At 68.4% G+C, this 23,024-nt stretch carries 23 protein-coding genes; 14 read left to right on the top strand and 9 right to left on the bottom strand.

Going from position 1 to position 23,024, the window contains the following annotated elements:
* Positions 1–94: 94 nt before the first annotated feature.
* The 6 genes from ON43_RS15305 to ON43_RS15280 all read right to left on the bottom strand — a co-directional run bounded on the left by ON43_RS15305 (position 95) and on the right by ON43_RS15280 (position 3,866).
* Complete coding sequence (locus ON43_RS15305) at positions 95–1,816, bottom strand: urease subunit alpha (protein WP_040807983.1); 1,722 nt, start codon at positions 1,814–1,816, stop codon at positions 95–97.
* A complete protein-coding gene (locus tag ON43_RS15300) occupies positions 1,816–2,127 on the bottom strand; it encodes an urease subunit beta (RefSeq protein WP_040807982.1) in 312 nt (103 codons plus the stop codon). The genes ON43_RS15305 and ON43_RS15300 overlap by 1 nt, the downstream gene beginning before the upstream one ends.
* A gap of 4 nt (positions 2,128–2,131) precedes the next feature.
* Positions 2,132–2,434, bottom strand: a complete 303-nt coding sequence (locus tag ON43_RS15295; RefSeq protein WP_040807981.1) for an urease subunit gamma — start codon at positions 2,432–2,434, stop codon at positions 2,132–2,134.
* Positions 2,435–2,537: 103 nt separating this feature from the next.
* Positions 2,538–2,981 carry a PaaI family thioesterase gene (locus ON43_RS15290; RefSeq protein ID WP_040807979.1) on the bottom strand — a complete coding sequence of 148 codons (444 nt, stop codon included), beginning with the start codon at positions 2,979–2,981 and terminating at the stop codon, positions 2,538–2,540.
* Between the two features lie 46 nt (positions 2,982–3,027).
* On the bottom strand, positions 3,028–3,441 hold the full coding sequence (locus ON43_RS15285; RefSeq protein ID WP_040807977.1) for a hypothetical protein: 414 nt from the start codon (positions 3,439–3,441) through the stop codon (positions 3,028–3,030).
* Complete coding sequence (locus ON43_RS15280) at positions 3,438–3,866, bottom strand: MarR family winged helix-turn-helix transcriptional regulator (RefSeq protein WP_245568602.1); 429 nt, start codon at positions 3,864–3,866, stop codon at positions 3,438–3,440. The genes ON43_RS15285 and ON43_RS15280 overlap by 4 nt, the downstream gene beginning before the upstream one ends.
* 270 nt (positions 3,867–4,136) lie before the next feature.
* Between ON43_RS15280 and ON43_RS15275 the strand changes: the two genes are divergently transcribed.
* Together ON43_RS15275 and ON43_RS15270 are read left to right on the top strand one after the other, a co-directional pair.
* Positions 4,137–5,060 (top strand): LysR family transcriptional regulator, encoded by a 924-nt coding sequence (locus ON43_RS15275; RefSeq protein ID WP_040807976.1) that lies wholly within the window; start codon positions 4,137–4,139, stop codon positions 5,058–5,060.
* Positions 5,061–5,184: 124 nt separating this feature from the next.
* Positions 5,185–6,342 carry a lipase family protein gene (locus tag ON43_RS15270; protein ID WP_051178473.1) on the top strand — a complete coding sequence of 386 codons (1,158 nt, stop codon included), beginning with the start codon at positions 5,185–5,187 and terminating at the stop codon, positions 6,340–6,342.
* A 25-nt stretch (positions 6,343–6,367) separates the two neighbouring features.
* Here the strand turns inward: ON43_RS15270 and ON43_RS15265 are convergent, their stop codons facing one another.
* Positions 6,368–7,075: a hypothetical protein gene (locus ON43_RS15265; protein ID WP_040807974.1), complete on the bottom strand. Its 708-nt coding sequence runs from the start codon at positions 7,073–7,075 to the stop codon at positions 6,368–6,370.
* Between the two features lie 135 nt (positions 7,076–7,210).
* Between ON43_RS15265 and ON43_RS15260 the strand changes: the two genes are divergently transcribed.
* The 7 genes from ON43_RS15260 to ON43_RS42520 all read left to right on the top strand — a co-directional run bounded on the left by ON43_RS15260 (position 7,211) and on the right by ON43_RS42520 (position 13,915).
* Positions 7,211–8,248: a FecCD family ABC transporter permease gene (locus tag ON43_RS15260; RefSeq protein ID WP_040807973.1), complete on the top strand. Its 1,038-nt coding sequence runs from the start codon at positions 7,211–7,213 to the stop codon at positions 8,246–8,248.
* Positions 8,249–8,382: 134 nt separating this feature from the next.
* Positions 8,383–9,408 (top strand): FecCD family ABC transporter permease, encoded by a 1,026-nt coding sequence (locus ON43_RS15255; RefSeq protein WP_245568601.1) that lies wholly within the window; start codon positions 8,383–8,385, stop codon positions 9,406–9,408.
* Positions 9,405–10,232 carry an ABC transporter ATP-binding protein gene (locus ON43_RS15250; protein ID WP_040807970.1) on the top strand — a complete coding sequence of 276 codons (828 nt, stop codon included), beginning with the start codon at positions 9,405–9,407 and terminating at the stop codon, positions 10,230–10,232. Before ON43_RS15255 ends, ON43_RS15250 begins: the two co-directional genes overlap by 4 nt.
* A gap of 78 nt (positions 10,233–10,310) precedes the next feature.
* Positions 10,311–10,712: a BlaI/MecI/CopY family transcriptional regulator gene (locus tag ON43_RS15245; protein WP_040807969.1), complete on the top strand. Its 402-nt coding sequence runs from the start codon at positions 10,311–10,313 to the stop codon at positions 10,710–10,712.
* A gap of 44 nt (positions 10,713–10,756) precedes the next feature.
* Positions 10,757–11,698 (top strand): M56 family metallopeptidase, encoded by a 942-nt coding sequence (locus ON43_RS15240; RefSeq protein ID WP_040807967.1) that lies wholly within the window; start codon positions 10,757–10,759, stop codon positions 11,696–11,698.
* Entirely contained in the window at positions 11,691–13,295 is a 1,605-nt protein-coding gene (locus tag ON43_RS15235) for a DEAD/DEAH box helicase (RefSeq protein WP_373283447.1), read from the top strand. Before ON43_RS15240 ends, ON43_RS15235 begins: the two co-directional genes overlap by 8 nt.
* A gap of 239 nt (positions 13,296–13,534) precedes the next feature.
* Entirely contained in the window at positions 13,535–13,915 is a 381-nt protein-coding gene (locus ON43_RS42520) for a cupin domain-containing protein (protein ID WP_051178472.1), read from the top strand.
* Between the two features lie 7 nt (positions 13,916–13,922).
* Here ON43_RS42520 and ON43_RS15225 read toward each other — a convergent pair whose 3' ends face one another.
* A complete protein-coding gene (locus ON43_RS15225; protein ID WP_040807966.1) occupies positions 13,923–14,363 on the bottom strand; it encodes a nuclear transport factor 2 family protein in 441 nt (146 codons plus the stop codon).
* A 210-nt stretch (positions 14,364–14,573) separates the two neighbouring features.
* Here ON43_RS15225 and ON43_RS15220 point away from each other — a divergent pair, with 210 nt between their 5' ends.
* The 5 genes from ON43_RS15220 to ON43_RS15200 all read left to right on the top strand — a co-directional run bounded on the left by ON43_RS15220 (position 14,574) and on the right by ON43_RS15200 (position 21,225).
* Entirely contained in the window at positions 14,574–15,785 is a 1,212-nt protein-coding gene (locus ON43_RS15220) for an RNA-guided endonuclease InsQ/TnpB family protein (protein ID WP_245568600.1), read from the top strand.
* Between the two features lie 229 nt (positions 15,786–16,014).
* The gene (locus tag ON43_RS15215; RefSeq protein ID WP_040807964.1) at positions 16,015–17,451 is read left to right on the top strand and encodes a GuaB1 family IMP dehydrogenase-related protein; all 1,437 of its coding nucleotides are present in this window, start codon (positions 16,015–16,017) and stop codon (positions 17,449–17,451) included.
* Between the two features lie 417 nt (positions 17,452–17,868).
* A complete protein-coding gene (locus tag ON43_RS15210) occupies positions 17,869–19,239 on the top strand; it encodes a hemolysin family protein (protein WP_040808170.1) in 1,371 nt (456 codons plus the stop codon).
* Positions 19,232–20,296 (top strand): hemolysin family protein, encoded by a 1,065-nt coding sequence (locus ON43_RS15205; protein WP_040807963.1) that lies wholly within the window; start codon positions 19,232–19,234, stop codon positions 20,294–20,296. Before ON43_RS15210 ends, ON43_RS15205 begins: the two co-directional genes overlap by 8 nt.
* On the top strand, positions 20,293–21,225 hold the full coding sequence (locus ON43_RS15200; RefSeq protein ID WP_245568599.1) for a 3-methyladenine DNA glycosylase: 933 nt from the start codon (positions 20,293–20,295) through the stop codon (positions 21,223–21,225). Before ON43_RS15205 ends, ON43_RS15200 begins: the two co-directional genes overlap by 4 nt.
* Here the strand turns inward: ON43_RS15200 and ON43_RS15195 are convergent.
* On the bottom strand, positions 21,191–22,744 hold the full coding sequence (locus ON43_RS15195) for a VWA domain-containing protein (protein WP_040807962.1): 1,554 nt from the start codon (positions 22,742–22,744) through the stop codon (positions 21,191–21,193). The genes ON43_RS15200 and ON43_RS15195 overlap by 35 nt on opposite strands.
* Between the last annotated feature and the right edge of the window lie 280 nt (positions 22,745–23,024).

The following is a 23,024-nucleotide window of genomic DNA, read 5'->3' as shown; positions in this document are numbered from 1 at the left end:
AACCATCAGAAATGGGCGCGTCGGTGGGCGGGCTCCGGACACGAAAAAGCGCCAATGCCCTGCGGGGCATTGGCGCTTGTCGGGTGTCAGACGGTCAGAACAGGAAGTACCGCTGTGCCATGGGTAGTTCGGTCGCGGGCTGTTCGGCCCAGACCTCGCCGTCGATGCGGACGGTGAAGGTGTCGGGGTCGACCTCGATGCGCGGCATGGCCTCGTTGTTGGGGAGGTCGGCCTTGGTGCGGCGGCGAACATTGGCCACCGGGACCAGTTTTCGGTTCACGCGCAGGCGGTCGGCCAGGCCGTCCTCGATGGCCTGCTCGGAGACGAAGTGCAGCGAGGTTCCGGCCGCCACGATCGGCGCGGCGCCGAACATGGGGCGGGGCAGGACCGGCTGGGGCGTCGGGATGGAGGCGTTGGCGTCGCCCATGGCGGCCCAGGCGATCGCGCCGCCCTTGAGGACCGCGTGCGGGCGGACGCCGAAGAAGGCCGGTTCCCACAGCACCAGGTCGGCCAGTTTGCCGACCTCGATCGAGCCGACCTCGTGGTCGATGCCATTGGTGACCGCCGGGCAGATGGTGTATTTCGCGACGTAGCGCTGCACCCGGTTGTTGTCGGCAGCCCCGTCGCCGGGCAGTGCGCCGCGGCGGCGCTTCATGACGTGCGCGGTCTGCCAGGTGCGCATGACCACCTCGCCGATGCGGCCCATTGCCTGGGCGTCGGAGCCGATCATGGAGATCGCGCCCAGATCGTGCAGCAGATCCTCGGCGGCAATGGTGGAGGGACGGATCCGGCTCTCCGCGAAGGCCAGATCCTCCGGGATGGACGGGCTCAGGTGGTGACACACCATGAGCATGTCGAGGTGTTCGTCGAGGGTGTTGACGGTGTGCGGCCGGGTCGGATTGGTGGAACTGGGCAGCACATTGAGATGCGAAGCGACGGTGATGATGTCGGGCGCGTGCCCGCCGCCCGCACCCTCGGTGTGATACGAGTGGATGGCCCGGCCGCGGATCGCCGCGAGGGTGTCCTCGACGAATCCGGCCTCGTTCAAGGTGTCCGAGTGCAACGCCACTTGCACACCCGACGCGTCGGCGACGGTGAGGCAGTGGTCGATGGCGGCCGGGGTGGTGCCCCAGTCCTCGTGCAGCTTGAAACCGCCCGCGCCGCCGCGCAATTGCTCCCACAGCGCGTCCTCGCGGACGGTATTGCCCTTGCCCAGCAGCAGGATGTTCACCGGCCAGGAGTCGGTGGACTCCAGCATGCGGGCCAGATGCCAGGATCCGGGGGTGACGGTGGTGGCCTTGGAGCCCTCGGCCGGGCCGGTGCCGCCGCCGACCAGGGTGGTGATGCCGCCCGCCATGGCCTCGTCGAGGATCTGCGGGCAGATGAAGTGCACGTGGCAGTCGATGGCGCCCGCGGTGACGATGCGGCCGTTGCCCGCGATGATCTCGGTCGAGGGCCCGACCACCAGGTCCGGGTGCACCCCGCTCATGGTGTCCGGGTTGCCGGCCTTGCCGATGGCGGTGATGCGACCGTCACGAATGCCGATGTCGGCCTTGATGATTCCCCAGTAGTCGACGATCACCACGCCGGTGATGACGGTGTCGGGGGTGCCTTCGGCGCGGGTGGCGCGGGCCTGGCCCATGGATTCGCGCAGCACCTTGCCGCCACCGAAGACGGCCTCGTCGCCCGCGAGACCCGGTCCGCCACTGCGGTCCTCGGTGATCTCGATGAGCAGATCGGTGTCCGCCAGGCGGATTCGGTCGCCGACGGTGGGGCCGAACAGTTCGGCATACCGGGCGCGGGACAATTCGGCCATCAGGCATCCAGCTTTCCGGGTGGGGTGAGGCTGATTCCATGCACCTCGCGGGTACCGCCCAGCGGGACCAGCGAAACCCGCTGGCCCAGACCGGGTTCGAAACGCACCGCGGTGCCGGCGGGGATGTCGAGGCGGCGGCCGTGGGCGGCCTCGCGATCGAATTCCAGCGCGGAATTGGCCTGCGGGAAGTGCACGTGCGAGCCGACCTGGACAGGACGGTCACCGGTGTTCACGACATCGAGTTCGATGCGCTCGGCACCGGAGTTCAGCTCGATCGTGCCCTCGGCACAGAGATATTCACCAGGAATCACGGTGTCATCCGATCGGGTGGTGGACGGTGACGAGCTTGGTGCCGTCCGGGAAGGTGGCCTCCACCTGCACGTCGTGGATCATCTCCGGCACGCCGTCCATGACGTCGGCCCGGGTCAGCACGGTGCGCCCGGAGGCCATCAGCTCGGCGACGGTGCGCCCGTCGCGCGCCCCCTCGAGTACGTGATCGGTGATGAGCGCGATCGCCTCCGGATGGTTCAACTTCAGTCCGCGAGCCTGTCGCCGCCGGGCCAGCTCGGCCGCGTAACTCAGCAGCAGGCGTTCCTGCTCGTGCGGCGACAATCGCATTCGGACTCCTCGTCGAATCGCGGGGATGGATCGTCGGTCATTCTGGCACGACCTGCGTTACCAGCATGTTTCAGCGGCAAGAGACCTTTCGGTCCGCCCGATTTCAGTTCTGCGCGTTGAGATTCTGCAACCGCACCTGCCCGCGCGCGACCAACCGATCCTGCTCATCGGTGATCACCACGACCCACAGCTGCTGCGACCGTCCCCGGTGAATCGGCGTGGCGACCCCGGTCAACTTCCCCTCCCGCACCGCACGCAGGAAATCGGTGTTGTTGTTCACCCCGACCACGGTCCCGCGCTCCCCCAGCCACGCACTCGCCGCCACACTGGCCAGGGTCTCGATGACCGTGCAGTACACGCCGCCGTTGGCGATCCCAGCCGGCTGATGCTGCTGCGCGGTCACCACCCACTCCGCAGTGGCCCCATCCCCGCTCAGCTCGGTGAATTTCAGCCCGAGCAGATCGGTGAAGGTCCCCGCGCTGAGCTTGTTCATCAGCTCCGGCGTCACATCGGCCATAGATTTGATCGAGGCGAACTCATCACTCATGGCTCCACGTTCGCACGCCGGATCTTGAAACCGAGCGGCGGGTTGCTCAATGCCGACGCGGGAAGGGCGCGCGATCGGGGGCGACCCATCCGACCCTGGCCCGCTCGGAGGCGAGGGTCGCGGGGTTGTAGAACCGGAGCAGGAGCCGCTTGTCGAGCAGCTCCGGATTCTCGGAGAGGAAGGTCTCGAAGTCCGCGCCGGGATGCTCGGCGGCGTGGTAGCCGATCAGCTCCACCCAGGCGCGGCTGAGCGTCGCGTGATACTTGCGCGGGTTGCCCTCGTAGCGGGCCGTGCGACGAATGCCGTCGCCGATGCGATCGATGGCCGAGGCGACGCCATGGCCGCGCACGGTCAGCCAGGTCAATCGCACGTGTTCACGATGTCCGAAACGACCGGCTTCCGAAACCAGCTGCGCCAGCAGGGAATCGAAGTCGTCGTCGCGCGGATGGGGCTCGTTCACGGGGATACCTCGGTCAGGGCGCGCAGGCCCGCGCGCAAGGCGGCGATCGTCTCGGGTGGCAGGGCCGCGAAGGCTCGGCGTTCGAGGTCTGCGATCGCCCTGCGAACGATCCGGGCCGCGGCGCGCCCGGATTCGGTGAGATCGATGACCACCACACGCCGATCGTTGGGGCCGACGGTCCGGGTGATGTGCCCGCGGCGCTCGAGTCGATCCAGAACACTGGTCAGTGTGGTCGGGCGGGAACCGACCTCGGCGGCCAGCTCGGACACGGTACGAGAGCGACCATCCGCGAGATTGGCCAGCGCGTTGATCTCCGATGCATTCAGATTCAGATCGACCAACTCGGCCGCGAGCAGCTGCAGCGTCGCGTGGGTGGCGCGCTGCAGTTCGAGCAGCGCGGACGGCGAGGGCACATCCTTTACCACGATTTCGAACTATACGATTTCGTAGTAATTCGGGCAAGGGCGAACCCCGTCGAATACCGAATCCCGGATACGAAGCGGCGGGCTCCCCCAATCGGGGAAGCCCGCCGCGGCAGCGGACCGGGGATCTCGGCAGCCCTCCGGATCGACGCTCGGTCCTGACGCCGGTTCTTAGTGTAGGTCAGGCTTACCTAACAAAGCAACCCTGCCGACGGGGCAGCGGCAAATCATGTCGGCGGCGCGAAATCGGCGGGACTGCTATGCGTAGAAGTCATGACCTTCAGTGACGCCTCGCTGACCGCCCTGCGCGTGTTCCGGGAGGTCGCCGAGCGCGGGACGCTCACGGCGGCGGCAATGGCCTTGGGCTACACCCAGTCCGCGGTGTCGCGGCAGATCGCCAGCCTGGAGCGCGCCGCCGGGACACCGCTACTGGAGCGCCATCACGACGGTGTGCGGTTGACGCCCGCCGGGCGCATCGTGGCCCGGCGGGCCTCGGCCGTGATCGACCAGATCGACACAACCGCACGGGAATTGGCCGGGATGCCCGAGGAGCGGGCGACGGTGCGGCTCGGCTGGTTCGCCAGCGCCGGGGCCGCGCTTATCCCGGCCGCCCTCGCCCGGCTGCGGGATACGCATCCCGGCATCACGGTGGTGGGCCGGGAAGGCGGTACGCCCGCACTCGTCCGGGCGTTGCGCGCGGAAACCATCGACCTCGCACTGGTCGCCTCCCCGCCGCCCTACCGGCCCCTCGACGCGGAAACGCCCGCGCTGCAAGAGCAGATCCTCACCGACCGCAGCCTGCGCATAGCGGTCCCCGCCGACCATCCCCTCGCGCGCGGCGAGCACATCGACATCGCCGACCTGCGCGGCCAATCCTGGATCGCGGGCACGGGCGACGACCGGTCGCTGGGCGTCTGGCCCGGTCTCGACGAAAGGCCGGTCATCGCGCACACCGTCCGCGACTGGCTGGCCAAGCTGAACCTCGTCGCCGCCGGCTGCGGAATCACCACCATCCCAGCAAGTCTCGCCCCGGCCTGCCCGCCCGGCGTCCGCGTCCTCCCCGTCCGCGGCGGCCCCACCGAGACACGCCGCCTCCTCCTGGCCCGCCTCCCCGGCCCACTCCCCGACCCCGTCGCCCGCGTCGCCGAGGCTCTCCGCGCCACCGCCATCGACTCCGCCCGCGACGCGAACGACTGATCGCCGAGACCTCGCGCACCGGTGCGACTCGTCGAGCGGAAGTGGGGAAGGGCGCGGCTGAGCGGCTTCCGGGCCGATAATGCAAGAGGGCCACCGTGTAGCTGAATCCACTGTGAGGAGCAGCGTGCGAGCAGGAGTCATCCTCCCGATATTGGCCGTCGCGCTGCTCGCGGCGTGCGGCACGTCCACCGAAACGCCCGCACCGAAGGCTGATTCACCTGGGAAGCTGATATCGAAGCGGCCGTTGGAGAACCTCGATTCGGCGTTGACCGCGGCAGCCGGGTCGGCGACGTATGTGCGGTATGAGTCGACTTCGCCGACGGGGCAGCCGATCGAGGTGTCGGGGGCGGTGTTCGTGCCGAAGGGGGAGGCTCCGGCGGGTGGGTGGCCGGTGGTCGCGTTCGCGCACGGGACTTCCGGGGTGGTCAGTGCGTGTGCGCCGACGAATTCGCCGACGTTGTTCGGGTCCGCGCCGTCGGTGGAGGCGATGCTGGCCGGGCATCGGGCGGTGGTGATGACGAACTATCAGGGGCTGGATGGGCCGGGGCAGGCACCTTATTTGGATACGCCGTCATCCGGGTATGACGTACTGAATTCGGTTCGGGCCGCGCACGCGACGGGGCTGCCGCTGGCCGGAGACACGGTGCTGGTCGGGGCGTCGCAGGGTGGGCGCGCCGCGGAGTCGGCGGCGGAGACCGCGAAAGCCTATGCGCCGGAGTTGAAGATCCACGGCACGGTGCTGTTGTCGCCCGCGCTGGAACTGCGGTTCGTCGATACGGTTCGCAGCCGTAGCCTGAATGCCCCGGACCAGTATCTGATCCTGCCGTATCTGGTTGCGGCCGTGCGCTACAGCCATCCCGAATACGGTTACGACCGGGTCATCCACGGTGATTTGCTCAGTGCCGCACCGCGTCTGGAATCCCAGTGCACAGGTCAGGTGACGCCGGACGAAGTCGCGGTCGCCAATGCGGGCAACCCCGACGAGGTCAGCTTCGTCGATGACGCGGCCGCGCAACCGTTCACCGACCTCCAGAACCGCACCAACCTCCCGAAATCCGCGACCAACCTGCCCACCTATATCGCACGCGGCGATGACGACAGGCTCGTGGTGACCGCGTGGTCCTCCGCTGCGGTCACCGAGATGTGCACCCTGGGAACGCCGGTGCACGATCTGGTGGTTCCGGGCGGCCACGACGCACCCGCCGCCGTGGCCGACCGATGGCTGGGCTGGATCTCGGACCTGTTCGCCGACAAGCCCTTCGCCTCCACCTGTCCGTCCTGACCCATGCCGTGCCCCAGCTGAACCGCTAGCGCACGAAGCAGGCCCGGCGCACCGGTAGACCACGATCCTCGAACGCCGCCAGCATGGCCTGGCCGCGCCGCGCACCGTCCGACGAGGACGTACGGGCCAGCGCCGGAACATAGGTGGCGGCCCCGACCACGGATTCGGCCACCAGCGACCAGAATCGGCGCTGCCCGAGTCCGGCGCAGCGGGCCATGGCCTCCTGCACCAGGGTCAGCGCGGGAATGCAGCGGTGCGCCAGCCACACGTACAGCGCCGCCTCGCACGGCAGCGCCACCACCCCGGCCTGCCGGGCCAGCAGATCGCCGTCGACCACGCGGATCGTGGTGTCGGACAATCCCGCCCAGTCGATGCCGCCGTCATTGTCGGTGTGGATCCACAGGTTCTCCAGGCCCGGATCCCAGGCCCGCCCCTCCGACACCACCAGGGCCAGCACCCGCCCGACCACCGCGTGGATCAGCGCGGTGGCCACCACCTCGGCGGCGATATCGGCATTGCTCATCTCCGCGACGTGACGCCGGTACATCAACTCGATGCGGCCCTCACGGATCCCGTCGGCCAGCCGCCACCAGCGGCGTTTGCCCTGATCGGCCATGGCGGCGACGGCGTAGACGCGCGGGTGTTCGGGTTGCAGCGCGCGCAGGCGGTTACACGCCAGCCCGAAGGCGAGCAGGGAATCGCGCGGCGGGCACACGGTTACGGGTTCGAGCATCGAACCTCCTCATCATCGACTGTTCGGCCATGGCATTAGCGAATGAGAACCACTGCATGGACAACGAGAACGGGAAGATAGGTTAGGGTTACCATACTTATCGAGCAATGAACGCGTCAGGAGTAGTTCGTCACCGTGCCCGCCGTAGTCACCAACAGACGGCGACGTCTGCTCGGACTTCTCGTTCTCGCCGCGTTATTGCTGGTCGCGGCGGCCGCCAGCATTGCCCTCGGATCCCGGAATCTGGGATTGGGGACCGTGTACGACGCACTCGTTTGTCCTGCTGGAACACCGCTTTCGTGTCCGGCCGCGGATTCGGCGACCCAGATCGTGCGCGAATTGCGGCTCCCCCGAACCGGACTCGCCCTGATCACCGGCCTCGCGCTCGGCATAGCCGGGGCGCTCATCCAGGGCTACACCCGAAACCCGCTGGCAGACGCGGGATTACTCGGCATCAACGCGGGCGCGGCCTTTCTGGCGGCTTTGAGCATCCATCTGCTCGCGCTCACCACGCCCGCGCAGTACATCTGGTTCGCCTTCGCGGGCGCCCTGCTGGCCGGCCTGGTGGTGTTCGGCGTCTCCGCCGTCGGCGGCGGCAAGGCCAGCCCGCTGAGCCTGGTCCTGGCGGGCGCGGCCGTAACCGCATTCCTGCAGGCCATGACCAATATCGTTGTCCTGCTGGACGGCACGGCCCTCAATACCTACCGCTACTGGGTGGTCGGCGATGTGGCAGGGCACGACGCCTCGACCTTCCGCCAGATCCTGCCGTTCCTGATCCTGGGCGCGATCCTGGCCCTGGCCTCGGCCCCAGGTCTCAATCTCCTCGGACTCGGCGACGATGTGGCGCGCGGCCTGGGCGTCAATCTCGCCCGCACCCGCACCCTGGGCCTGGCCGCCGTCGTCCTGCTCGCGGGCGCAGCGACCGCGGCGGTCGGCCCGATCGCCTTCCTCGGCCTGATCGTCCCGCACCTGGCCCGCGCCCTGACCGGCCCGGATTACCGCTGGCTGCTGCCCTATTCGGGCCTGCTCGGCGCGGTGGTCCTGCTCCTGGCCGACACCACCGGACGCCTGATCGCCCGCCCCGGAGAACTCCAAGCCGGAATCACCCTCGCCGCCCTTGGCGCACCGTTCTTCATCCTGCTCGTCCGCCGCCGAAAGCTGGTGAGCCTGTGAGTCTTCCAACACCTCTCACCAGCGAAGCAGGCGCTGTGAGCCCTGGCGACCCGTCGGCAAACGCTGCCTCCGGCACGAAATCGGCGACATTGCACGCTGTTCGGCCCGCGCTACGGGTCGGGAAACTCTCGACTGTGCTGCGTGTCGGTGCGCTGCTGACGGTGATCGGGCTCGTGGCCTTGCTCTTCGGGCTGTTCGCGCTGGATATCGCGCTGGGCGAGTTCAGGATTCCGATCGGCAGGGTGCTGGATGTGCTGGGCGGCGGGGGAACGCGGGCGCAGCGGTTCGTCATCATGGATTCGCGGCTGCCGCGGGCATTGACCGCGGTGGTGGTCGGTGCCGCGCTCGGGTTGGCCGGGGCGGTGACGCAGTCGATTCTGCACAATCCGCTGGCCAGCCCGGATCTGCTGGGCATCACCTCGGGTGCCAGTTGCGGGGCGGTCGCGGTGCTCGTCGGCATGGGCGGCGTCGCCACCGGTACCACGGCGGCGCTGGGTGTTTCGGCGGCCGCGCTGATCGGCGGGCTCCTCACGGCCGTGGTCATCTACCTGCTGGCCTGGGGCCGGACCACGACCGGGGACAGCGGGGTCATGGGATTCCGGTTGGTACTCATCGGAATCGGCGTGAACGCGGCCCTGCTGTCGGTGGTGAGCTGGCTGCTGACGCGGGCGACGCTGACCGATGCCGCGCACGCGCAACAGTGGTTGACGGGCTCGCTCAATGCCGCGGACTGGTCGACCCTGATCCCCGCTTCGATCGGGCTCGGACTGGCGCTACTCGTGACGGCCGGATCCGCCCGGACACTGGCGACCTTGCGATTCGGCACCGACACCACCCGGGTCCTCGGCGTCCGAATTCAGACCCAGCAGGCGATTCTCATTGCGGCCGCGGTCGTCTGCGCGGCGCTGGCGACCGCGGCGGTCGGCCCGCTCGGCTTCGTCGGCCTGGCCGCGCCGCAGATCGCACGGCGGCTCCTGCGCACCCCCGGTGAGCCGATCATCGCCTCCGCCTTGGTCGGAGCCATCGCTGTGGTCGGCGCGGACCTGCTCGCGCGCACCGCCTTTCCCGTCTCTCTGCCGGTCGGTGTGGTCACCGCGGCGGTCGGCGGACCGTTCCTGCTCTACCTGCTCGTTCGCGCCAATCGGAAGGCCACCCTGTGACTCTCGCTGCGGAAAACATCACCCTCGGCTACGGCGAGCGGGTCATCGTGGACGGGCTGTCGGTCGATATCGAGCCCGGGCTCATCACCACCGTCATCGGTCCCAACGGCTGCGGCAAGTCGACGCTGCTGCGCTCGCTGGGTCGACTCCTCCGTCCCAAGTCCGGCCGGGTCCTGTTGGACGGCAAGGCCATCTCCACCATGAAGACCAAGGACGTCGCCCGGATCGTCGGCATGCTGCCCCAGACGCCGGTCGCGCCGGAAGGGTTGACCGTGGCGGATCTGGTGGCGCGGGGACGGCATCCGCATCAGTCGTGGCTGCGGCAGTGGTCGGCTGACGACGAGGCCGAAGTGGCGACCGCGCTGGAACAGACCGGCATCGCGGATCTGGCGGGGCGCACCCTCGACGAACTCTCCGGCGGCCAGCGGCAGCGGGCCTGGATCTCCATGGCGCTGGCGCAGGGCACCGACATCCTGCTGCTCGACGAGCCGACCACATATCTGGATCTCGCGCATTCGCTCGAGGTTCTCGATCTGGTGGATCGCCTGCACGACGACTTCGGCCGCACGGTGGTCATGGTGTTGCACGATCTGAATCTCGCGATTCGCTACAGCGACCGACTGATCGTCATGCACGCCGGTCGCATCGTCGCCCAGGGCCTGCCCGCCGACATCATTACCGCCGATCTTCTGCGCGAGGTTTTCGGCCTGCGTGCCGAGGTGCTCGAGGATCCGGTGTCGGGTCGACCGATGATCGTCCCGATCGGCGCCCGCCACGTGCACGCGTCCGCGCTCGCAGATATGCCGGTCGACGCCGGGGTATGAGGAATCCCACACCAGCTACCACCCGGTTACGACGACCTGTAGTACGCATTCCTGTCGTTGTCTCCGTAAACTTGTGGAATGGCAGGTCTTGGTGAACTCGAGAAAGCGGTCATGGACCAGTTGTGGTCGGCCGACGAACCGCAAACGGTCCGGCAGGTCCATGAAGCACTCGCTGCACGTCGTGAACTCGCGTACACCACGGTGATGACCGTTCTGCAGCGCTTGGCGAAGAAGAATCTGGTGGTCCAGCAGCGTGATGACCGCGCGCATCGCTACGCCCCGGTGCACACTCGCGACGAGCTCGTCGCCAGTCTGATGTTCGACGCGCTGCAGCAAGCCGATGAGGTGGGCAGCCGCCGGGCCGCCCTGGTGCACTTCGTCGAACAGGTGGGTGCGGATGAGGCTGCCGCATTGCGCGATGCACTCGCTAAGCTCGAAGCCACCGAGGTCGCGCGCAAGGACAAACCCGAGTCCAAATAGCCGTATCCTCGGCCCGAGCCCCACAACGCAGTGAGCTGAGGACATTGGACTGGACAGCGCCGGTATTCGCCGGTCTCGCCCTGTTGTTGGCGGGACCGGTGCCAGCGCTGCTCAGCCGGGCGACCTGGCCCTATCGCAGTCCCCGTGCGGCGCTGGTGCTTTGGCAGGCGATCGCGCTGGCGGCGGTGCTGTCCGCCTTCGGTTCCGGACTCGCCATCGCCTCGCGGCTGCTGGTGCCCGGCGCGGACGGCCGCCCCACCACCACGCCCAGCAAGGAGATCGACGCGCTCGGTCTGCCGCTGTGGCTGGCGCTGGTGTTCGTCTTCGCGCTCACCCTGCTGGTCGGTGCCCGGCTCATCTGGTCGGTGATCCGGGTCGGCATCCACACCCGGCGTCGTCGCGCCCGCCATCGCATGCTGGTCGACCTGCTCGATCAGTCCAGCGTGCAACGCAAGGCGGCCGATATCCGGGTGCTGGCGGCCACCGAGCCGATCGCCTACTGCCTGCCCGGCATTCGCCAGCGCGTGGTGCTCAGCCAAGGCACCGTCACGAACCTGTCCGAAAAAGAACTGACCGCCATCGTCAGCCACGAGCGCTCCCACCTGCGCGCCCGCCACGACCTGGTGCTCGAGGCGTTCACCGCCGCGCACGAGGCGTTCCCGCGGGTGGTGCGCTCGAAATCCGCGCTGGACTCGGTGAAGCTGCTCATCGAACTGCTCGCCGACGATTCCGCGGTGAAGGTCACCGGGCCCACTCCCCTGGCCCGCGCCCTGGTGGCCTGTTCGAATTCGCCTGCCCCGCAGGGTGCGATGGCCGTCGGCGGCCCCACCACCCTGATCCGCATCCAGCGGCTCGCCGGTCCCATCGGCGACCTGCGCATCGCCGTCGCCGCGTATCTGGCGGCGATGGCCATCCTCGTGGTCCCCACCCTCGCGGTGGCCATCCCCTGGCTGGTCGAACTCAGCCGACTGGTCAGCCGTGCCTGATCCCCACCCGCACGTCCCCGAATCCGACTCGGGCGCGGCGGGTTCCGCCCTGCCCGCATCCCGAACGCACCCGAATCCAGCCCAGGAGGCCGAAATCCACACCGACGCGTCGCCCACCGCCGAGCCCTCGTCCCCCGAACCCGTGAGCGACACCGGGGTCCGCACGCCGGACCTCGCGAGGCTCACCGCGGCGAATTTCGCCGATCTCGGGCTGCCCGTGGTCTTGGTGCAGGCACTGCGGCGCAACGGGATAGACAAACCGTTCCCGGTTCAGCGCGCGGTGATTCCGGACATCCTGGCCGGGTGCGATGTGCTGGGGCAGGCCGCCACGGGTTCCGGCAAGACCCTCGCGTTCGGTCTGCCGCTGCTGGCCCGGCTGTTCGGCGCGCCGAGCCAGCCGAAGCGACCGCGCGGCCTGATCCTGGCGCCGACCCGGGAACTGGCCATGCAGATCGAATCGGCCCTGGACGAGCCCGCGCTCGCACTCGGCCTGCGCTTGGCCACCGCGGTCGGCGGGCTGCCGATCAAGAAGCAGGAGGAGCGGCTGGCACGCGGCGTGGACGTGGTCATCGCGACGCCCGGCCGATTGACCGACCTGCTCGGGCGGAAGGCCGTGGCGCTGACCGACATTCGAGTGGTCACCGTGGACGAGGCCGACCACATGGCCGAACTCGGCTTCCTACCCCAGCTCACGGCTTTGCTCAACAAGGTGCCCGCCGACGCTCAGCAATTGCTGTTCTCGGCGACCCTCGACGGCGCGATCGACGAACTGGCGCAACGTTACCTGCGCGATCCGGCCTGGCATTCGGTCGGCACGGGGCCTGCCGGCGACGAGTCCGATGCTCGCCCCGTCGCCGCGACTGTGCTGGACACGGATCCAGCTCTCGCAGTGACGGATTCGGGTTCACCGGCCGACAACGCCGGTGCCGGGCGCGCGGTCCCCGATATCGCCCACTACGCGCTGCGGGTGCGGCGGACCGACAAGCGTCTGGTCGTCACCGAGATCGCGGCGCGGGCCGGGCGCACGCTGCTGTTCGTGAAGACCCAGTACGGGGCGGACAAGCTGGCGCGAAAGCTGCGGGAGGAGGGCATCGGTGCGGTCGCGCTGCATGGCGGCAAGGTGCAGAACCAGCGCACCCGAACCCTCGCCGCGTTCGCGGACGGGACCGCCCCCGTGCTGGTCGCCACCGATGTGGCCGCACGCGGGCTGCACATCGACGATGTCTCGCTGGTCGTGCACGTCGACCTGCCCGCCGATCCGAAGGACTACCTGCACCGGACCGGTCGGACCGCCCGCGCCGGCGCCTCCGGCACGGTGGTCACCATCGTGACCCCTGACAACGCCGACGAGGCCGCGCAGTTGGCCCGGCTCGCCGGTCTCACGCTCACCGAGGTGGAGGTGCGGCCGGGTGATCGGCGGCTCGCGGAGATCACCGGTGCCCGCCGCCCTTCGGGTCGTCCGGTGTCCGATCCGTCGACGCCGGTGAAGGCCCAACGGGATGCGCGCGAGCAGCCTCGGGTGTGGACGCGACCCAAGGGTGAGAGCCGTCCGCACAACAAGAAGCGGAAGCCGGGTGCGCGCCGTACTTCCCGTTGACGCCAACACGTTTGGATGTCCCTACGACACGCCCGCGAAATCCGGCGAGTTTTCCCGGCAAATCGGACGAGATTGAGATAACTCGGAGCCCTCGCGAGGCTATAGCAATTTTCCGGCAACCACACGCCAGGACTGTCGAACCACCGGCTGAACCGTCCGGCACGACGACCGGGACTCGCGTCCGCGCTATTCCCTCCGGGGAATCGCGGACAGTCCGCGAACCGGCGAGCATCGGCACCATGATCGAGCGAAAGAGCCTGAGCTACACCGTGATCGACTCCACCACCGACGGTGGGTCCGTATTCACCGATGCCGAAATCCCTTTGACGGACCGAACTCTCGCGCCCGGCGTGCCCGCGATGGCGGTCGGCGGCATGCCCTCGGCCACCGGCGTCTCCTACCTGCGCAGCGTCGGCTTCGACAGCGAGCCGCATCCGGCCCCGGCCCGGCAGTGGGTGGTCATGCTGCGCGGCGCGATCGAGGTGACCACCTCCGACGGTGCGCGGCGACGCTTCGCACCCGGCGATCTGGTGCTGGCCGCCGACACCGCAGGACGCGGTCACACGACCGTCGCGGTGGGTGAGCCGCCCTTCGAGGCGCTGTTCATCCCCACCGCGTGAGCGCCGCTCAGGTCAGGTCGGCGTTACCGTCGATGACCTTCAACGTGTACTCGAAACGGTTGATGCGCCAGCCCTTCTCACCGCGCTCCAGCCCGATCACATAGCTGCCGACGAACCACCGGGTGGTGCCGTTCTGCGCATCGTTCTTCACGTGCACGGCGATGGCGTCCGCATGCGCCAGCGCGGTGTCGCCGGTGATCTCGATGAGCTGATTGCCCGACTGGTGATGCACGGCGTCGAGGGCGCCCAGCCCGGCGGCCCAGTCGTCGACGATGTCGCCGCCGGGCCGCGGCCCGACCGGTCCGCCGAAACCGCTGTCGAAGTACACCTCGGTGGCGAGTACCGACTCGCGCAGGTCCGACCAGCGCGCCTGGTCGCAGTAGACGAAGAGTTTGGTGATGGTGTCGCCGATGTCCAGTCGATCGGCGAGCGCCGCAAGATCAGTCACTGTGGCGAAGGTAGAGCACACCGTCAACGCCCGCTCCCCATATTTCTGCACCCAACGCACCGCGAACTCTCAGCATTCAGCTACCAGGGCGCGGGCCAGTGCGCTGCCCTTCAGAGCGGTGATGAAGGCCCCAAGGGGAGGGTCGCCGCTCGAGCCTGCCCTGGACCGCGCGGGTCTGGTGAAGTTGTCGGTGGGTGCAGATGTGTTGCGGTGGTGCAGTTGCGTTACCGATATCGGGTGTATCCCACGCCGGGTCAGCAGGAGTCGCTGGCGCGGGCGTTCGGGTGCGCGCGGGTGGTGTACAACGATGCACTGGCCGAACGCCGCGCGGCGTTCGCGAACAAACTTCCCTACATACCTGACGGGGAGTTGTCCAAACGGTTGACCGCCGCTAAGGCGACCCCGGAGCGGGCGTGGTTGGGCGAGGTGTCGGCGGTGGTGTTACAGCAGGCGTTGGCGGATCTGAACAGCGCCTACCGCAACTTCTTCGACTCGGTGACCGGTAAACGCAAGGGCTCGAAGGTCTCCTCGCCGCGGTTCCGGTCCCGCAGGGACAACCGGCAGTCGGTCCGGTTTACCCGCAATGCACGTTTCGCGGTCACCGCAGGCAAGAAGCTCCGGCTGCCCAAGATCGGGGAGGTGAAGGTCGCGTGGTCGCGGGAGCTTCCTGCCGAGCCGTCGTCGGTGACGGTGATCAAGGATGCGGCGGGCCGGTTTTTCGCGTCGTTCGTTGTCGAGGTCGGCGACGCGCCGCTGCCGCCGGTGGACCCCGAGGTCGGTATCGATCTGGGGCTCGAGACGTTCGCGGTGCTCTCGGACGGTAAGCGGATCGAGTCTCCCAGGTTTCTGCGCCGCGCCGAGCGCAGGCTGCGGAGGGCGCAGAAAGCGTTGTCGCGCAAGCAGAAAGGTTCAGCCAATCGTGCCAAGGCCAGGCTCATGGTGGCGAAGGCGCATGCGAGAGTGGCTGATACGCGCCGGGATTGGGCGCACAAGCAGGCCACGGCGATAGTCCGTGAAAATCAAGCGGTCTATGTCGAGGACTTGTGCGTGAAGGGCCTGGCGCGAACACGGCTGGCGAAGTCTGTGCACGACGCGGGCTGGGGCATCTTCCTTCACTTATTGGAGGAGAAAGCGGCCCGCGTCAGGCGGTACTTCACGAAGGTGGACCGGTTCTATCCGTCCTCACAGATCTGCGCGCCGTGCGGGCACCGGGACGGGCCGAAACCGCTGTCGGTGCGGGTGTGGACGTGCCCGGCGTGCGGGGCGGTGCTGGATCGGGATCTGAACGCGTCGAACAATGTTCTCGCCGCCGGACGGGCGGAGAGACTGCTAAACGCCTGTGGAGACCAGGTAAGTCCGGGGCTCGCCCCGGCACCGGCCGGTGAAGCAGGAACCCACCGAAAGCGCCCGACAGGGCGCTAGCAGGAATCTCCGGCCAGTCCGGAGACGACGTCAACATGGTCCAACGTGCTGCTGCTGCCGACGCTCGCTGCTACACCGCGGCAATGCACGGGTAGGATGTTCGGTTGGCGTGCGTGACACCAGGTCAGAAGTTACCAACACGTTGGCGACTTCAAAACGTGCTATAGACCTGCTATCGGAGCACGGATACAGGCATATTCCCACGTCAACCTATGGAGCGTCGAACAACGTGCAGTTTCTTCCCGGGCAGACTCCGCCCTATGACCTGACCTACGACGACGTCTTCCTCGTCCCGCGCCGGACGGATGTGGCGTCCCGGTTCGATGTCGATCTCTCCTCCACGGATGGGACCGGCACGACCATTCCGCTCGTGGTCGCCAATATGACAGCCGTCGCCGGCCGCCGCATGGCCGAGACCGTCGCCCGCCGGGGCGGCATCGTGGTGCTGCCGCAGGATCTTCCGATTCCCGCGGCCGCCGACACCATCGCCTTCGTCAAGAGCCGCTCGCTCACGGCCGACACCCCCGTGGTGCTGGATCCCGAGCAGTCGGTCTCCGATGCGCTGGCCCTCATCCACAAGCGTGCCCACGGCGCGGTCATCGTGGTCGAGAACGGCAAGCCGGTCGGCGTGGTGACGGAGGCGTCCTGCTCGGACGTCGACCGCTTCGCCCGCCTCAGCACCGTCGCCGACACCAACTTCGTGTCCGCTCCCGCCGACACCGAGCCGCGCGACATCTTCGCCATGCTCGAGGCCAAGCACACCAATATCGCGGTGCTGGTCAATGCCGACGGCACCCTCGCGGGCGTGATGACCCGCACCGGCGCGATTCGCACCGGCATCTACACCCCGGCCACCGACGCCAACGGCCAGCTGCGCATCGCCGCGGCCGTCGGCATCAACGGTGACGTGCCGGCCAAGGCCAAGGCCCTGGTCGACGCGGGCGCCGACGTGCTGGTGATGGACACCGCGCACGGGCATCAGGAGAAGATGATCGAAGCGCTGCGCACCGTGGCGGCCCTGGATCTGGGTGTGCCGCTGGTCGCGGGCAATGTGGTCGCCGCCGAGGGCGTGCGCGATCTCATCGAGGCCGGCGCGGACATCATCAAGGTCGGTGTGGGCCCCGGCGCCATGTGCACCACCCGCATGATGACCGGCGTGGGCCGCCCGCAGTTCTCCGCCGTGGCCGAATGTGCCGCGGCCGCCAAGGAATTCGGCAAGCACGTGTGGGCCGACGGCGGTGTCCGCCACCCGCGCGACGTCGCCCTGGCGCTGGCCGCCGGCGCCTCGAACGTGATGATCGGTTCCTGGTTCGCGGGCACCTACGAGTCGCCCGGCGATCTGCGCGTCGACCGTGACGGCAACCGCTACAAGGAGTCCTTCGGCATGGCCTCCAAGCGCGCCGTGGCCGCCCGCACCGCCACCGACTCGGCGTTCGACCGGGCCCGCAAGGCGCTGTTCGAGGAGGGCATCTCCTCCTCGCGCATGCGCCTGGATCCCGAGCGTCCCGGTGTCGAGGATCTGATCGACCACATCACCTCCGGTGTGCGCAGCTCCTGCACCTACGCCGGTGCGCGCACGCTCGCGGAGTTCCACGAGCGCGCCACGCTGGGTGTGCAGTCGGCCGCCGGTTTCGCCGAGGGCCGTCCGCTGCCGTCCGGTTGGTGATCACCCGCTAGTACTGCACAGCCGAAACCCGGCGGGTCGCGAGGATCCGCCGGGTTTCGCGTGTGCGGGCCACAACTACCCCGTCATTCCGGCATGTTCCTGGCCGGAATCCACCGCACCGATATGGATCCCGGCCAAAAGCACGCCGGGATGACGAGATGCCGTGTGATTCAGCGCGGCATGGCATGTGATACGGCCCCGCTGTGCGGAAACCGTGAAAGCCTCCCGGTACCATGGCCTGACCGGGCCCAAAAATGGGTACCCGTGGCGTACATTCCGCCAAGCGAACCCCTGCGAAAGGAACCAGTTGTCACCCGCGTCCAAGGGCGCTTCACAGGAGGGCTCCTCTACCGAGCCGGGTGACAAACCCGGCGTCCCCGCTCTATCGGTAGTGCGAACGGCCAGGTGGTGCTGACCGTGTCGGTTCTGCTCACCGTTCTCAGTCTGCTCGGATTCATCGCCCTGACCGCCGGCACCGCGCTCTTCGTCGCCGCCGAATTCTCGCTCACCGCCCTGGAACGCTCCACCGTGGAGGCCCACGCCCGCGAGGGCGACCGCCGGGCCCGCCAGGTGCGCCGTGCGCATCGCACGCTCTCGTTCCAGCTCTCGGGCGCGCAGCTGGGCATCACCATCACCACGCTGATCACCGGTTATATCGCCGAGCCCGTGCTGGCTCGCCTGCTGGAGCCGATGTTCAACGCGTTCGGCGTGAGTGCCGGTACCTCCCATGGCATTTCGCTGGCGCTGGCGCTGATCATCGCGACCTCGCTGTCGATGATCTACGGCGAGCTGGTGCCCAAGAACATCGCCATCGCCGCGCCGCTGGAGGTGGCGCGCTTCACCGCCGGGCCGATGATCGCGTTCTCGACGGTGTTCAAGTGGATGATCAACTTCCTGAACGGCGCCGCCAACTGGGCGGTGCGCCAGGTCGGCATCGAACCGGCGGAGGAGCTGCGCTCGGCGCGCTCGCCGCAGGAATTGGGTTCGCTGGTGCGGACTTCCGCGCTGCACGGGGTGCTGGACCAGCGCACCGCGCAGGTGGTGGATCGCTCGCTGCAGTTCGGTGAGCGCACCGCGGAGGAGCTCATGACCCCGCGCATGACCATCGAATCCCTGGATCAGGACTGCACTCTCGCCGATCTGATCGATGCCGCGCGCGAGACCGGCTACTCCCGGTTCCCCGTCATCGAGGGCGATCTGGACAACACGCTCGGGTTCGTGCACGTCAAGCAGGTGTTCGTGTATCCGGCGAAGGATCGCCGCAATATCAAGCTGAAGACCATCGCCAAGCCGGTGCCGGTGGTGCCCGCCAGCCTCGACGGTGACGAGGTGCTCGATCGGGTGCGCCGCGACGGCATGCAGGTGGCGCTGGTGGTCGACGAATACGGCGGCACCGCGGGCATCGTCACCATGGAGGATCTGATCGAGGAGATCCTCGGCGATGTGCGCGACGAGCACGACGAGGAGGAACTCGACGTGCGCCGCACCCCGACCGGCTGGAATTGCTCGGGGCTGCTGCGCATCGACGAGGTCTCCCGCGCCACCGGATACGACGCGCCCGAAGGCGAATACGAAACCCTCGGCGGTCTGGTGCTGACCCGGCTGGGCCGGATCCCGGTGGCGGGCGATGAGGTCCTGCTGCCGCAGCCGGCCAATCTGCTCGATCCGGAGACCACCGGCGGCTGGATCGCCACCGTGGAGCGCATGGACGGCCGTCGCATCGACCGCGTCCTGATCCGCCCGGTCGACGCCGAGGCCCTCGCGAGCTGGGAGCACAGCCATGGGTGACCTGTACGCCGTCCTGCTGACCTTCCTGCTGTTGCTGGGCAACGCGTTCTTCGTGGGCGCGGAGTTCGCGCTCATCTCGGCGCGCCGCGACCGGCTGGAAGCGCTTGCGGCACAAGGCAAGCGCAGCGCCAACACGGTGATCGAGGCGGGCCAGAATCTGTCGATGATGCTGGCGGCCGCGCAGCTGGGCATCACCATCTGCTCGATCTTGCTGGGCCGGGTGGGTGAGCCCGCGGTGGCGCATCTGCTGGAGAAGCCGTTCGAGCTGCTCGGCATGCCCGATTCGCTGCTGCATCCGATCTCGTTCGCGCTGGCGCTGGCCATCGTGGTGATCCTGCACATCCTGCTCGGCGAGATGATCCCGAAGAACATCGCGCTGGCCGGGCCGGAACGTTCTGCGCTGCTGCTGGTTCCGCTGCATCTGATGTGGCTGCGGCTGGCCAAGCCGTTGATCGCGGTCTACAACTTCGCGGCCAATATGACCTTGCGCGCCTTGCGGATCGAGCCGAAGGACGAGCTGGATTCCACGGTGTCGTCGGTGGAGCTGGCGGAGATGTTCGGTGAATCGCGGTCGGAGGGACTGCTGGACGAGGAGGAGCATCGCCGCCTCACCCAGGCGCTGGGCACCAGCGATCGCATCGTCGCCGATGTGATGGTGCCGCTGGCCGAGCTCCGCTCGGTCCCGCTGCGCGGGGACGGGACCACGCTCGGCGATATCGAATCCGCGGTCGCCGAAACGGGATTCTCGCGTTATCCGGTGCGTGCGGCCGACGGCTCGCTGGTCGGCTACCTGCACGTCAAGGATGTCCTCGACCTGACCGCGGACGATGACGCGGGGCCCGGTACGCCGATCCCTCGCACCGATATCCGCCCGCTGCCCACTCTGTCCATGGGCACCACGTTGTACGAGGCGCTGGCTCGCCTGCGCCGCACCAACTCTCACCTGGGCCGTGTGGTCGACAGCCGCGGCAATACGGTGGGCATCGTGGCCCTGGAAGATCTGGTGGAGGAGTTCGTGGGCACCGTCCGCGACGCCACCCACCGCCTCGCCGAATGATGAACGTGTACAACGACCTACCCGGATCCGAGTGGTTGTCCGGCCCCGACTGGCGGGGCCGGGCGGCCGCCCACCGCGATCGGGTCGATGCCCTGGTCGGCCCGTATCTGCAACGGCGGGCGGCGGGTTCGAAGCATCCGGTGATCGACTTCCTGTTCACCTACTACGGCCACAAGCCCGCCCAGCTCAAGCGCTGGCACCCCGGCTTCGGCACCATCCTGGCCGAGGCTCCCGAGTACACCGAATTCCGTGGCTACCACCGGATCTCGGCCGAGGTCGGCGCACCGCTCACCGGGTGGACCGCCGACCCGGCGTTCCTCGAAAAGCGCCGCGACACCGTCGAATTCGTCGCCCGCCTGCTGGCGGCCACCGCCACGCGCCCGGCTCAGCTGTCCTGCTTCGGCCTGCACGAGTGGGCCATGGTCTATCGCACCGACGATGTGCGCCATCAGCAGGTTCCGCTGCGCCTGGGCTCCGCGGGCACCGACGCGGTCGTCGAATCGATGCAACTGCGCTGCACCCATTTCGATGCCTTCCGGTTCTTCACCCCCGAAGCGGTGCCGCTCAATATCGAGCCCCTCACCCGTGAACTCCAGGTCGACCGCGAGCAGCCCGGCTGCCTGCACGCCAATATGGACATCTACAAGTGGGGTTTCAAACTCACCCCCTTGATCGGCTCCGACCTGTTGTTCAATGCCTTCGAACTGGCGTGCGCGGCCCGCGAACTCGATATGAAGGCCAGCCCGTACGACCTGTTGGAGTTCGGCTACGAACCGATCCGGATCGAAACCCCCTCCGGCCGAGCCGAATACGTCCGGGCGCAGGCGGATATCGCCGCCCGCGCCGAGACCCTACGAACCCGCCTGCTGACCGCCTGCCGGGAGTTGCTTGCCGTCAGCGCAGAATCCCCGCGCGTGCCGCAGCCGTGATCCAGGACGGGAACTCCGCCAGCAGCCGATCGTAAAGCTCCGCATCGCTGATCTTGTCGATATCGTCCACGGCGAAGAACCCCACATTGTCGACCCGGCGGCCGCCCATGGTGTCGAGCTGCTCGAGCACGCCGTATCCGCCGCGCTGACCCAGCCCGATGAACTGCCAGAAGATCGGTTCCTCCACCGCCGAACGCAATTCGTGTTCGATCTCCCGATTCCTGTGCACCCCGCCGTCGGAGAAGAACAGCACCAGCGTCGGCATGGGCAGCGGCTCCCGGCGGACGTAATCACGCACCTGCGCAATGGCTTTCGGCTCATCGTTGGAGAAGCCGATGGCGCGCATGTCCACCTGCCCGGGATGCAGTTGCGGCGGTCGCCGACGCCCGAAGAGCCCCATCTCGCCCACGCGCACATGCAGTTCCAGCCACTGCGGCAGCTCCCCGATGTTCAGATCGGGCAGCCGCGCCGCCTCGGTGGCGAAGGTCCACGCCTGCATGCTCCCGTTGTCATCGAGCTGCGCGGCCACCGCCGCCATCCGCTCCACCACCCGATGCACGACCCGCTTCTTGTAGAGCTGCGTCATCGACCCAGAAGCATCCAGCACCAGCACCACTCGTGCGGTCAGTCCTTGCATGCCACGCTTGGCGAGATTGACCGCGACCTGCTCCTTGCGCAGCGACAACCGCTTCCGCATATCGATGGGCAGCCGCTCCTCCCCCTTGGTCAGCCGGATCCCGGGGCCACCGGGCGACGGAGGCGCGGGCGGCGCAGGGTGCCCGGCGGGTGGCGCAGGCGCGAACTGCCCTGGTGGCGGCGGATACTGCCCGGCGGGTGCCGGTGGTGGGAACTGCCCGGAGGGCACTGGCGGCGGGTACTGCCCCACAGGCGGAGGTGGCGCGAACCCGCCCGGGGAGGGCGGCGCGAACTGACCGGGCGCTGGGTACTGACCAGGCGGCATCTGGGGAGTGGGCTGGGGCGCGGTCGGAATCGGCTGTGGCGGTGCCTCGTCGACGGTGATCCCGAAATCCGTTGCCAGTCCGGCCAATCCGCTGGACCACCCTTGCCCGACGGCGCGGAACTTCCACGTGCCCGCGCGCCGGTAGAGCTCGCCGCACAGCATGGCGGTCTCCGGCCCGGCGGCGATATCGAACCTGGCGATCTCGGATCCCCCGGCGGCGTCGAGCAATCGCAGATGTAGCCCGGGCACCTGCCCGAAGGTCCCGCCGTCGGCGGACGCGCACAATGCGATCCGCTCGATATCCGCCTCAACCCCGGCCAGATTCACCTCGACGGCATCGGCTGTGCCTTGCTTCCCCGGATACTGCACCGCCCCGCTGATATGCCTCGGCTGGTTGTAGAACACGAAATCCGCATCGCTGCGCACCTTCCCGGATGCGGTCAGCAGCAGCGCCGACGCGTCGATATCGGGCACCCCGGCCCCACCCGACCAGCCCACCACCGCACGCACGGCGGACGCGGACACCGGCACATTGGCGCCTTTGCTGAGATTCGTCACCGCCCCAGTCTGCCGCAGACCTTGCCCCGCCACATCCGATAGCCGACGATCATTCCGCCATGCCCCGGGCCGAAACTCGCTCTGTCCGCGGCCGTCCCGGCCATGCTGGCGCACCAGTTCCCGAGGCCGGTCGTCGAACCAAGGACAAGTGGTCGTGCTGCGCGGCATGCACGGCGCGTGACGAGTCGTGCCGCGCGAGATCGGCAAGGGGGTCGCGGCGTGACCAGGGGTCGCAGGCCCACACCGCCCCGGCGGCTGCTGCCCACCGACCTGCGGGGTG

Origin of the sequence: Nocardia concava NBRC 100430, assembly GCF_000308815.1 — a bacterium.
Taxonomy (GTDB): domain Bacteria; phylum Actinomycetota; class Actinomycetes; order Mycobacteriales; family Mycobacteriaceae; genus Nocardia; species Nocardia concava.
The sequence above is the reverse complement of the archived record's forward strand: the minus strand, read 5'-3'. Positions and strand labels throughout refer to the sequence as shown.